The 12,310-nt window shown below is 39.5% G+C and carries 12 protein-coding genes; 8 read left to right on the top strand and 4 right to left on the bottom strand.

The annotated features are described in order from the left end of the window. Nucleotides 1–256: 256 nt before the first annotated feature. On the bottom strand, nt 257–1,060 hold the full coding sequence (locus B050_RS22555) for a glycosyltransferase (protein ID WP_044202771.1): 804 nt from the start codon (nt 1,058–1,060) through the stop codon (nt 257–259). 245 nt (nt 1,061–1,305) lie between these two features. Between B050_RS22555 and B050_RS0116175 the strand changes: the two genes are divergently transcribed. The 8 genes from B050_RS0116175 (at nt 1,306) to B050_RS22550 (ending at nt 9,534) form a co-directional block, all read left to right on the top strand. After that, nucleotides 1,306–2,667, top strand: a complete 1,362-nt coding sequence (locus B050_RS0116175; protein WP_018474991.1) for a sigma-54-dependent transcriptional regulator — start codon at nt 1,306–1,308, stop codon at nt 2,665–2,667. A 45-nt stretch (nt 2,668–2,712) separates the two neighbouring features. Further along, nucleotides 2,713–3,045, top strand: coding sequence for an Hpt domain-containing protein (locus B050_RS0116170; protein WP_018474990.1), 333 nt, complete (start codon nt 2,713–2,715; stop codon nt 3,043–3,045). Nucleotides 3,046–3,430: 385 nt separating this feature from the next. Further along, a complete protein-coding gene (gene proC, locus B050_RS0116165) occupies nt 3,431–4,249 on the top strand; it encodes a pyrroline-5-carboxylate reductase (protein WP_026235954.1) in 819 nt (272 codons plus the stop codon). Beyond that, nucleotides 4,239–5,030 (top strand): glutamate 5-kinase, encoded by a 792-nt coding sequence (proB, locus tag B050_RS0116160; RefSeq protein WP_018474988.1) that lies wholly within the window; start codon nt 4,239–4,241, stop codon nt 5,028–5,030. Before proC ends, proB begins: the two co-directional genes overlap by 11 nt. Before the next feature lie 118 nt (nt 5,031–5,148). Beyond that, nucleotides 5,149–6,348: a glutamate-5-semialdehyde dehydrogenase gene (locus tag B050_RS0116155; RefSeq protein WP_018474987.1), complete on the top strand. Its 1,200-nt coding sequence runs from the start codon at nt 5,149–5,151 to the stop codon at nt 6,346–6,348. A 235-nt stretch (nt 6,349–6,583) separates the two neighbouring features. Then, a complete protein-coding gene (locus tag B050_RS0116145; protein WP_018474985.1) occupies nt 6,584–7,006 on the top strand; it encodes a hypothetical protein in 423 nt (140 codons plus the stop codon). 320 nt (nt 7,007–7,326) lie between these two features. Further along, on the top strand, nt 7,327–8,424 hold the full coding sequence (locus tag B050_RS0116140; protein WP_229802398.1) for a glycosyltransferase family 4 protein: 1,098 nt from the start codon (nt 7,327–7,329) through the stop codon (nt 8,422–8,424). A gap of 225 nt (nt 8,425–8,649) precedes the next feature. Continuing rightward, a complete protein-coding gene (locus tag B050_RS22550) occupies nt 8,650–9,534 on the top strand; it encodes a glycosyltransferase (protein WP_018474983.1) in 885 nt (294 codons plus the stop codon). Between the two features lie 115 nt (nt 9,535–9,649). Here B050_RS22550 and B050_RS0116130 read toward each other — a convergent pair whose 3' ends face one another. From B050_RS0116130 to B050_RS22545, 3 genes are read right to left on the bottom strand one after another with little or no spacing between them, the layout of a single operon-like run. Further along, nucleotides 9,650–10,696 carry a glycosyltransferase family 2 protein gene (locus B050_RS0116130; protein ID WP_229802399.1) on the bottom strand — a complete coding sequence of 349 codons (1,047 nt, stop codon included), beginning with the start codon at nt 10,694–10,696 and terminating at the stop codon, nt 9,650–9,652. After that, nucleotides 10,632–11,366, bottom strand: a complete 735-nt coding sequence (locus B050_RS0116125; protein WP_018474981.1) for a glycosyltransferase family 2 protein — start codon at nt 11,364–11,366, stop codon at nt 10,632–10,634. The genes B050_RS0116130 and B050_RS0116125 overlap by 65 nt, the downstream gene beginning before the upstream one ends. Beyond that, the gene (locus B050_RS22545; protein WP_018474980.1) at nt 11,359–12,309 is read right to left on the bottom strand and encodes a glycosyltransferase family 2 protein; all 951 of its coding nucleotides are present in this window, start codon (nt 12,307–12,309) and stop codon (nt 11,359–11,361) included. The genes B050_RS0116125 and B050_RS22545 overlap by 8 nt, the downstream gene beginning before the upstream one ends. Nucleotide 12,310 lies beyond the last annotated feature (1 nt).

The raw sequence follows: 12,310 nt of genomic DNA, 5'->3' as shown, positions 1-12,310 counted from the left end.
AAAATGACCTAGCCGTTTCTAAGACAAAAGAGGCTTGGGAGCTGAAGAGGGGGATTTCATTCTGCGAGCTCAGAAAGTGAAAAAGGCTTTGACCAGCGGTTGCCGATCAAAGCCGATCTTCACGTTGATTTAGCTGCCAATATGGGTGATAATGCAACTTTTTCACGCTACTACTTTAAGTGTATCCACTCAAGAGCTCGTTGGTGATTCTCTCAGAAGGGATATTCCGTATCCTAATTTATTGGTTAAATACGGGTTAATAAGCAGGTTTAGTTTGGTTCCAAGTGGCCACCTGCGGGACCAGTTTATAGGTGTAATACAACTGCGCCAGATGAATTGGCGACAGAATTTTGTCAATAAGCTTTACCTCCCTTGGACAGTTGGGCAAGGAATTACCCAACCTATACTCATTGATCTTTTTGCTAGGACTTAATCTTCCAAACCGCTGGAGGAGTCGGAGGAATATTTCCACATCAAATAACCAAGAGGCATGAAATGGTTTGTTAAATAAATGGGGGATCAGGTTGCGATGAAAAATTTTCACGTCGCACTCCGCATCGTGATAATTTGCATTGAAGAGCCAACCCAATACCCCCTTGACCAAGGAACAATAGGTTCCTTTTTGAAAATTAATTCTGGTCGTATTAAACGTTAGGTGTTTATCTTTACCCAATACCAATTCGGATTCTGAATGATGCTCCTGGAATACCGCGACTTCCAGCCAGTCTTCGGCACTCACCTCAAAAGAAGCATCCATCACTCCAAAGTGTTTTACGGGATGGTTTTTATATATATGTAAGATACCATGCCTGATCGCCGCTGATCTTCCGGCGGCTTTCCCCAAAGTAAGTATGGAGATGTTTTCCGGAGACTGAAGCTGCATCTGTCTAAGCGTTTTTGGCGTTTCATCCGTGCTTGCATCATTCACAAAACAGATCAAAACCTCAGGATTTAACTTCGCAAACATGAGGAAATGATGGTATGGTAATCTAATTCCCTCATTATGACATGGAACTACCATAGCGTACTTTTGAAATTCCTCTTTTGGTATATTGTTCATGGCTATTGGGGTTTAATACCTTTAAAAACTTTAGACTGGTATATTTTACTAGAATGCTATAGGCCAAATAGCATGCTAATCTATCAAATCGCTGTTTATGAGTGGTTTAGGGGGTTTTTAGAATAAGTATTTTTCCAATATTTGGAAAACAATCTTAAATTTGTATCGAAAATAATCCATAATTTGGCTATATTGATAGTCTTACTAAGTAAAATCTAGCCTATGAATAATTACCAGAAGCGACTATGAACGAGGAGGGATACTGTATTTTTATAGTGGAGGATGATCCATGGTATGGCCAGGTTTTGGAGTACCATTTGAATCTTAATCCTGACTACCATATCAGGCGTTATGAATCGGGAAAAGAGCTATTGCAGAATATGCATGTTCGCCCCGATCTTATCACGCTTGACTTTTCGTTGCCTGATATGAAAGGGGACGAGATTTTTAGAAAAATCAAAGAAATCCATCCCGATATCCCGGTGATTGTCATCAGTTCTCAGGAGGATATTTCTATGGCGGTCAAGCTACTGAAGATGGGGGTGAGCGATTACCTCCTCAAAGACGATAATACCAAAGACTTATTATGGAATAGCATTATCCGCATTCGTGAAAATCAGAACCTCAAGAAAGAGGTGGATACCTTAAAAGAGGAGCTGGGCCAGCGGTTTGAGTTCCAAAATTCCATTATTGGCAATAGCCCTGCGATTCAGAAGGTGTTTAACCTCATAGAAAAGGCTGTAAAAACCAATATCACCGTTTCCATCTCTGGGGAAACTGGTACGGGCAAGGAATTGGTGGCTAAGGCTATACATTATAATAGCTCCAGGCGAAAGAATAAATTTGTCGCAGTGAATATGGGCGCCATACCCAATGAGCTGATCGAAAGCGAGCTGTTTGGTCATGAAAAAGGGGCCTTTACCGGAGCCATTACCCGTAAGATAGGGAAGTTTGAGCAGGCCGATGGAGGGACTATTTTTCTCGATGAAATAGCAGAGCTGGACTTGAATAACCAAACTAAGCTCCTGCGTGTCCTTCAGGAGCGGGAAATTACTCGCGTTGGTGGAGCCAATAAGGTGAAGTTAGACGTAAGGGTAATCGTGGCCACGCATCAGGATTTGGCCGAAAAAGTAAAGAAAAATGAGTTTAGAGAAGACCTGTTTTATAGAATCCTCGGATTACCCATCAGCCTTCCTCCTTTGCGAGATCGTGGAAATGACGTAATGATTCTTGCTAAATTCTTCCTAGAGGCTTTTGCCAGAGAAAATAATCTCCATGCCCTCACTCTAAATGCTGCCGCAAAACAGAAAATTCTTAAATACAACTTTCCAGGTAATGTCCGTGAACTGAAAGCAGTGATGGAGCTGGGAGCGGTATTGTCCGATGGCAAAGAAATCAGCGAGGAGGATATTACCTTCTCTTCCGTAAGCAATGACAAATTGTTTTCGGTGGAAAATAAGACACTCAAGGAATACACGAGAGATATTATAAAGTACCATTTGAAAAAAAATAACAGAGATGTTATGGCAACTGCAAAACAATTGGATATCGGAAAGAGTACTATTTATAATCTTCTTAAAGATGATGAGGCCAGCGAAGAGTCATAAGGCTGATTTATCTGAGGTAGTGGGTATAGTAAAAGTATTCGAGCAATGAAAAAGTTAAATTTCAAGAAACTGGATGAGATCTCTTCAGGCAATGAGGAGTTTAAGCGAAAAATGGTGGTATTATTTAAAACCACCTCTTTGGATGCTCTGGAAGCACTTCAGCAGGCGTTGGCTAAGGAGGATCTATATGAAATGGCGCGAATAGCGCATCGAATGAAGCCTTCGGTGGTGGCCCTGGACCTGAAAGAGATGCAAAATGATATTACTTTCTTAGAGAGAGAAGGCATAAACCTAGATCAAGCCCGCCAAAGTGTGGAGAGTATCCGATTGGAAATTTATGATACGATACTTGCCATCGATGCTCTGGAGTGGCAGTGATCTCCAATAGGGCAGGGAATTGCCACTAATGTAAAAAGGTATGGGTAGTGTATATTGGGGGATTTCCAGTAAAGGTGACAGAATGTCCTGCTTTTTTAAGGAAATATTGGGCTGTTAATTTAGGGACTGACTTATTTGCAGTGTTTTTTATTTGTACTGATCAGTGCAATTGATCTTTAGAATAATTATAATTTCGGGTGAATATTATACATTTTCATCAATAATACTATGCCAAACATGCTGAAAACATAAATTTTAAGGCCTTGGGATAAAGTTTTTTCAAAAAATGGGATCCCTGCACGATGATTGCGGCATAGAGCGTATAATGAAGATTGACAGGGATAGTCCTTGTAATATAAATTATAAAAACCTTTCAAAAAAAACTATGAAAGTTCTTGTAATCGGTGGAGGCAACATGGGTTTGACTTATGCCGAGGCGATAGCCAAATCAAAATTTTTAAAAGATAAAGACTTAATGATCTTGGACAACTCCAAAGAGAAAACGGAGGAGTTGAGGAAAAGAAGCCACTTTGCGGTTTTCGAAAGACTGGAGGACTGCGTTCCTTTAGCAGATGTTATATTTATTGCAGTAAAGCCATTTCATGCAAATGAGTTGATGGCGAATATGAAAGACCTGACTTCTAAGGGTCAGATATTTATTTCCTTGATGGCTGGGGTGACCATAGCAGCGATCAAAGAAGGCTTAGGAAGAATCAAAGTGGTAAGAGCTATGCCAAACCTTCCTGCGCAAGTAGGGATGGGGCTGACCTCCTTTACTGCATCTGACGAGGTATCACGACTAGAGCTGTCCACTATCGAGAATCTTCTCGATACCACTGGCAGATCTGTTCGCCTGGATACAGAAAATGATATCGATGCCTCTACAGGTATTTCGGGTAGTGGTCCAGCGTATATCTTCTACTTCATGCAGTCTATGCTGGAAGCCGCCTTAAAAATGGGCTTCTCAAAGCATGACTCCCGTGTATTGGTCCAGCAGACTTTTGCAGGAGCAGTGGAGTTATTCGCATCTTCAGATATGGATCCGGAAGCATGGATGGACAAGGTAGCCTCTAAGGGCGGTACCACCCGTGCAGCATTGGACTCCATGGAAGACAATAATGTCAAGGAGATGATCAAAGAAGCAGCATACGCTGCATTTAATAGAGCTGTTGAACTAGGAAAGGAATTTACTAATGCATCATAAAATAGAAGACCCCAAAAGAATTGTCATAAAAGTCGGCACCAATGTGATGACCAATAAAGATAATCGCATTGTCAATACGGTATTACGGAAACTGGTGGACCAGATCGCGAATCTTTATGAAAGAGGAATTATGTCTGTTCTTGTGTCTTCTGGTTCTGTGATTGCTGGTAAAGAGGTATTGGGCAATAAGGTCAATATCACTGACAAGATCATACGTCGTCAGGTATTCTCGGCTGTAGGACAGCCAAGAATGATGCGTCATTATTATAATATATTCCAGGACTATGGAATGAGATGTGCTCAGGTACTGGCAACCAAGCGGGATTTTGATCCCGGAAAGCACCGTGAAAATATGATCAACTGCTATGAAGGCCTTCTCTCTGAAGGGATCATCCCCATCGCCAATGAGGATGATGCAGTCTCTCTGTCCATGTCCACCTTTACGGATAATGACGAATTGGCTAGCTTAGTAGCAGAGCTTATCAATGCCGATATGCTAATCCTGCTCACCGATACCGACGGCTTATATAATGGACACCCTGATGATGAACACACCAGAAGGATCCTCCATGTGGGTACCGATGAGAAAGTGGAACACTTCATCCAAGAGTCCACTAAAGGTGAGGCCGAAGGACGTGGTGGCATGAAGTCCAAACTTAATGTGGCGAAGGCTGCCGCTAGAAAACACATTCCTACCTTTATCGCCAACGGTAATACCGAGAATATGATTCTCGATATCGTGGAAGGTAAAGAGGTGGGGACTATGATCTCTGAAGATTGATACTCCTCGCTGTCTCAGGATAGCGATATATTTCATCTTCAATTCACCTTGTTGGGTCAGTATTTACGGATAATGTCCCCCAGTGAAATCATAGTGAACCTAAAAAGATATAATCGTAATGAAAATATTAAGCACAGAGAAAAAAAATGCTGTATTAGGATCAATGATTAAGATCATTGACCAGAATAGAGATAAAATATTAGCTGCTAATAAGGCTGATCTCGACGCTTTTACCAAAGACGACCAAGCATTATACGACCGCCTGGTGGTGGATCAGAAAAAGATCGATGGGATGATTGCTGCTGTGCAGCAGGTCAAGGATCAGGAAGACCCTGTCGGGAAGACCATCTCCACTCGGACTTTGGATAATGGCCTGGAGATTAATAACCGCACCGCTCCATTTGGGACGATCATGATCATTTATGAATCTCGCCCAGATGTGACCATTGAAGCCGCAGTTTTGGCCTTCAAAGCCAATAGCAAAATCTTGCTCAAAGGTGGTAAAGAAGCCGTAAACTCCAATAAAGAATTGGTGCATTGCTGGCATTTGGCTTTGGAAGAAAATGACTTGAGCAAAGATTGGATTGAGCTATTCACCCTAAATAGGGAAGAAACTCAAGCCTTCTTGAAGAATCCTTCCGAAAAACTAGACCTTATTGTGCCGCGAGGCGGAGAGCGATTGATCGCTTTTGTGAAAGAACATGCTCAATGCGCCGTATTGATTAGTGGTAGGGGAAATAATTTTGCCTATGTCGCTGAGGATGCTGATTGGGAATTGGCGAAGAAAGTAATTCTGAATGCCAAAACCCATAAGATCTCGGCTTGTAATGCACTAGACAAAATCCTGGTGGACCAAAACCTTCCTGATTTTGAGGCGAAGCTTCAGGATCTTGCGAAGACCCTTAGCGAAAGCAAAGTGGCTTTATTAGCAGAGGAAACAGTCCTGAGCCAGGTAAGCGGTGCGGAGGCGATTCCTTCTGAAGACACTTGGTACGAAGAGTTTCTGGCTATGAAAGCCGTGATTGGGAAAGTTCAAAACCTGGACGAAGCCATCGAGCGTATCAATAAATACAGTGGCGGTCACTCCGCAACCATCCTGACTTCAGATAAGGAGAAGGCAGCGAAATTTATGGAAAGAGTGGACAGTGCCGCCGTATATCATAACGCTTCCACGAGGTTTACCGATGGTGGACAGATGGGCGTAGGTGCTGAGCTCGCTATTAGTACTGATAAGCTGCACCATAGAGGCCCGCTGGGCTTGGAGCAGCTCGTGACCAATAAGTATTTTGTGTTTGGCAACGGGCAGATAAGAGATTAAGCTGCCTCTAAAGTCATAAGCAATAAAAATCCTGTTAGCAATTGTACGCTGACAGGATTTTTTATTTGAAGCCGTTCCTCAGTTCTTGGCTGAGCCATGGATTATTTTTTAAGGGATGAGGCTTATCCTTCCTTTGCGGTGCATTCGTATTCATTGGTCAGAGGATCGCGGGGAGCACATAGTAATTATAAGTTTCAAAATCATACTAAGCAGAATTTTCTTAAATTGAATAACTATGGGGAGAATACTAAGAAATATCATCGGCGTACTTGCAGGTTTGGTCATTGGAAGCATGGTCAATATGGGCATAATAATGATAGGTCCCTCACTTATTCCTCCGCCGGAAGGCGTAGATATGACCACCATGGAAGGGCTTAAGGAAGGGATGTCTTTGCTAAGCCCGAGACATTATATCATGCCTTTTCTCGCTCATGCCTTAGGTACTTTTACAGGTGCTTTTTTGGCAGCCATGATAGCCGTTACCTACCGATTCCAGTGGGCCATATTGATAGGATTTATTTTTTTGGCAGGAGGTATTACCAATATTTATTTGATCCCCGTGCCGGTTGGTTTTGCCATGATAGATAGCGGTCTGGCTTATATTCCCTTTGCTTACCTGGGTGCACGTCTCGCACTTCGACGGACTAATAGCTTATAAAACTAAATTTATTTGACTGAGCAATCATAAGCCTAATTTCCATTATTTTTTACGGAAATGGCTGATTCTAAGTGCCCTATAGGATTTTCATTAAATTCTAATTTTGTATTTTACCAATAAAAAATAACATTTAATTTTTGGTTTAGATTATTATTATGATTTTTGTAGCACATTGATCTTTTTAGTCGTCTGGATTATTATTGAGGCAAGATAATCTAAAGAGGACCAACCACTAATAATATCGCTGTATGAAAATTGGGTTTGATGCAAAAAGGGCATATAGGAATTTCACGGGTTTAGGAAATTATAGCCGTTTCATTTTGAAGTCACTAAGTGAAAATCATCCTTCGCACCACTATTATTTATATACCCCTAAGAAGGGGCCAGAGACTAAGGAGATTTCTATTTCGTGCCAAAATGCCAATCAAAGAACCTTGGTTCCCACAGACCTATGGAAGCTACCTTTAATGTCCAGTGCATGGCGTAGCATCTATCAAGGTGTTAAGCATTTTGACCATCAGCTGGATATTTACCATGGCCTGAGCAATGAGATTCCTCTGATCAGAAACCCCAGGACCAGGTATATTGTGACAGTTCATGATTTGATTTTTTGCCGCTACCCTGAGATGTTGAATCCTATAGATGTGCAGATCTATAAATCCAAGATGGAGCGATCCTGTAGGCAGGCCCATAGTGTGATTGCAATTAGCCATCAGACCAAGAAGGATTTGGTGGATTTCATGGGCATAGACGAGAGCAAGATCAAGGTAGTTTATCAGGGTTTTCATCAAAATTATAAAAAAGAGGTGAGCCCGTTGCGAATGGCTGAGGTGAAGATGAAATATCAATTGCCAGACAAATTCCTGTTTTTCGTAAGTACCATCGAAAAGCGAAAAAATGTCCAGCTTATTCTTGAAGCCATGAAATTGCGTAAAGACTGGAACCTGCCGCTGGTAATTGTGGGAAAGCTTACGGCTTATGTAAAAACCCTACGCAGCATGGTGAAGGAGTATGGGCTGGAAGGAAGGGTGCATTTCTTACATAAGGTGAGTTTTGAGGACTTGCCGGCGATGTATAAGTTGGCCCATGTGTTCATTTACCCTTCCTATTTTGAGGGATTTGGAATTCCCATTATTGAGGCCCAGAGCATGGGTACGCCGGTGATTACTTCGACAAGTTCATGTTTCAAAGAGGCTGGGGGAGAAGCAGCTTTGTATGGCTCTCCAGATGATCCTGAGACACTAATAGCGAATATTGAGGCCTTTTCAAACCCTCTTTTCCGCCAGAACTTTATCGCGAAGGGTTATCAAAACATCAAGCGTTTTGATGAGTCTGTGATCTCACAGGAGCTCATGGAAATCTACGAGGAGGTGCTGGAAACCTGCCCCGCACGGTCCGTTTTGGCTACCACGTCCTAAATCGAGTTTTTAGGGATTTATTTCCTTGGATTCCAGAAGATACAAAAGTGCATACAGGTTTTCCTTTAACTTGAGAAGTTGGCTTAATGGTATAAATAAAAGGCAAGGTAGATAATGCCTAAGAGCCAATAGAGTGATCTCAATAAATAGAATTGATTTTATAACCTATATTTCCGACTTCAATCTTCAACGCTTTGATTTCTTGAATAGAACAATATTAAGTTTATGATTTCTATTATAATTTGTTCTGCTAATTCTGCGTATTTATCGGCAGTGAAGCTGAATATTGCCCAAACGATTGGTTGTGAGCATGAGATTTTGGCATATGATAATTCTATGGGTGAACGCGGTATATGTGAGGTGTATAATCAGGGAGCTGCAGCGGCTAAGTATGAGCTATTATGTTTTATGCATGAGGATATAGAGTATAAAACTGCCGATTGGGGGCAAATTGTTCGACGGATATTTTCGGATAACCCTTCTTTGGGACTATTGGGTGTAGCAGGAGGGGATTATAAATCGCTAGCCCCATCGAGTTGGTTTAACTTTGGGCACTTCGAAGGATTTCAGGGAAAGTACTATATGAACCTTGAGCAAGGATTTAAATTCAAGGATAAGGAAACAATTAGGGAGTTGAGGAATCCCAATAATGAAGTTTTATCAAAGGTAGCCTGTATCGATGGGGTGTGGATGTGCACACCGAAGAAGATTTTTGACACTCCTAAATTTGATGAATTAATGTTGAAAGGCTTTCATGGGTATGATTTAGATTATTCATTGGCCGTCAATAGCAAGGGGTTTAAGGTTGCAGTCACATTTGAAGTATTATTTCACCATTTCTCAGAAGGGAAATATGATGGAGGATGGTTTAAAGATATTGTTCATCTTCATAAAAAATGGGCTTCCATTTTGCCATTAAACACTGCCAAATTATCTCCAATGCAGATTCCTGCAATAGAAAAACGAATGTTCAGACATTTTTTTAATGATTGTCTAAATAAAGGTTATAGTAAATGGGGTATGATGAAGATTTTGTTCCATTCACGAAAATCAGTTGTTATGACGCCAGTTTTACTGCTAAAATTATTCTTTTCGATTCTGAAAAGGTGAGGAAGACAGGAATTACTATGTCATTTAAAGTTTATTTTTAGTTATAAGATTGCCTATTGAATTCCAATTATAATTTCCGTTAGTATGAAGTATATTTAATAATTGAAAATGCTAGTTATTTATTAATAAGCATCTTGAATAATTTTTTTCGATGATAATTCATTGACTTGATATAATACTTGTAAAAAGGGATTGGGTCTGAGATTTCCTTTATTTCATGTAAAAGCTCCTTATTTCTCCACGGTGTTTTATATATTAATTCTTTAAGTAGGGAGTTTTTCTTTCTTCTATTAATTTTTTCAATGACTTTTTTATCCTTTTTGCTAAGGGGGCTGTTTTCAATATATTTTGATATCTTATTTCTAAATAGAATATCACTTTTTTGCATTTCACGAAGCTCAAAACTTGCACTATTAGGGTGGACTCTTATTAAGGTAAAAGCCTTTTGATCGGGGAGGAATTGGTAGTATGCTCCATTGAAGGCCAGTTCGAGCCAAAATTCCCAATCTTCCAGTCGTTTAACCCCCTCTGGAAAACCACTGGATTTGGAAAGGGTCGAGGTACGAAGTAAGGGACTACTGATTACTGCTATATTTCTATCAACCAATGCTTTGATACAGTCTACACCCATGCAATCTATTCTAAGCATCCATTCAAACCCTAATAATTCTTTGTCTGGGAATAGGTCCTGAGGCTTATTATTGAGAAAATAATTATTTATAACATAGCTAATATCTACCTGAGGATGAGATATCAAATGCTGGACTTGCAGATTAAGCTTCTCTTTACTTAATAAATCATCAGCATCTAAAAATTGGATAAATTCTCCTTTGGCAAGTTGTAATCCATAGTTTCTAGCAACAGCAACTCCTTGATTTTTCTGTACAATAAAATGAAATCTAGGATCATTACTGATTAATTGTTTTACTATGTTTTCTGTATCATCTGTGGAGCCATCATCTATGATTATTGCTTCCCAATTAGTATAAGATTGTTCCTTTAAATTCTGTACAGTTTCAGGTAAAAACTGGCCATAATTATAGGTAGGAATAATAATAGAAACTAATCTGTCTTTCGTGCAGCTTTTCATAAAAGAGTCATTTGAATTTTTTCGTTTTCCACAAATATGATAAATAGCTTCTGCCTTCCCATTTGTATTCATAATAGAACCTTTCTCCCGCCGTCAACCTTCTTCTCTCTCGGGTTCTTTTCGTATTTAATGTTTGACTTTCAAGGTGGTTTACTATCGAAGAAGTTACCAAAGCATGTTTAATTCCATGTTTTTGAAGTGTTTTACTGTAATCGTTATCTGCAAACCAAAATTTAAATTTAGGATCTAATTTGCCAATAGTATCAAGAATATCCCTTTTAAAAAAGAGACACCAACCTATCAACTCTTTCCTTACCTCGTACCCATAATGTATCCCACTATTTAGTGCCATCCCATGCTCTGGGTGATGCAGTGAACATGCGGGGGAGGTACTGGCCAAAGTTGGATCCTGTTGGAAAGCTTTTAGAATCTCGCTTGCCCACCCTTTATTAAATTCCAAATCATTATTGCAAATGCAGATAAATGGGGATTTTGTCATTTCAATTCCGATATTCATAAATCTATGATATCCAAATTTCACCTTGGGAAATACTGTTGTGGTATTTGGGAAATCATAGGTCTTTGCTTTAAGGTATGATTCTATAACTACCACATGAAATGTAATGTGCTCTGGTGACTCTGATGAGGCCAGGGTTTGGATAGCAGTTTCTGTCAGTTTTCTTAACTTTTCATCCTTAGCATAACTTAAAATAATTATATCGATGTCGATTGGCTTAGTCATTATTAGATATTTTGGTGAAGTGTCGATATATCGTTTTAATATAATATTTAGTAAAGATAATTGGATTAACGTAGTGCTTTACTCTGTTGATTTCCTTAAAATTCCAAGGTCCAATTTGATAGATTAGCTTTTTGAAGTTCCACTTATAGTATTTATTATTTATAGCATATAGCTCTTTCTTTTCTTGATCGTTTATGGGTGAGGCGTATATCATTTTTGCCAACTGGCTTCTTAGCTGGATATCACCCTCCTTCATTTTGATAAGGTTATTTTTGGTTACACTAGTAGGGTGTAGTCTGTTAAGAGTAAATGCTTTAGGATGATTTAAGTAATGGAATGAAGCATTGGTAAAGGCTAATTTTAGCCAAAATATCCAATCTTCTAATAAGTCAATTCCGTCAGGAAACCGTATGTCCTTTTTCAAAATAGAAGCTCTTATTAAGGGACTGCTCATTACAGCAATATTATGATGAATAATCGCAGATAAAGTATCAGTACCTCGGCCGTGAAGTTTATACATCCATTCCTTACCTTTCATTTCTGAGTCAAAACTTAATTTATCCTTGTTCCCATTCCTGAAATAGAAATTGTTTGTATAACTAATATCGATATCAGGGTTACTATTAAAATGGTGAATTTGGTGACATAGCTTTTCTCTACTCAGTAAGTCATCTCCATCTAAAAATTGTATAAAATCACCTGTTGCTAAACTAATGCCTTTGTTTCGTGCTGTGGAAACACCACTGTTTTTTTGGTAGAAATAATTAAATCTACCGTCTTTTTTAAGGTATTTATTTATTACTTCCTTCGTATTATCAGTGGACCCATCATCCACAATGATGCATTCCCAGTTTTGATGCGTCTGCTCCAAAACTGAATCAAGTGATTCGTTGATTACAAATCCATAATTGAAAGTTGGTATAATAATAGAAACCTTGTCCATA

This window comes from Echinicola pacifica DSM 19836 (assembly GCF_000373245.1).
GTDB classification, from domain to species: domain Bacteria; phylum Bacteroidota; class Bacteroidia; order Cytophagales; family Cyclobacteriaceae; genus Echinicola; species Echinicola pacifica.
Note: the sequence above shows the minus strand (reverse complement) of the source record. Positions and strands in the feature narration are given on the sequence as shown.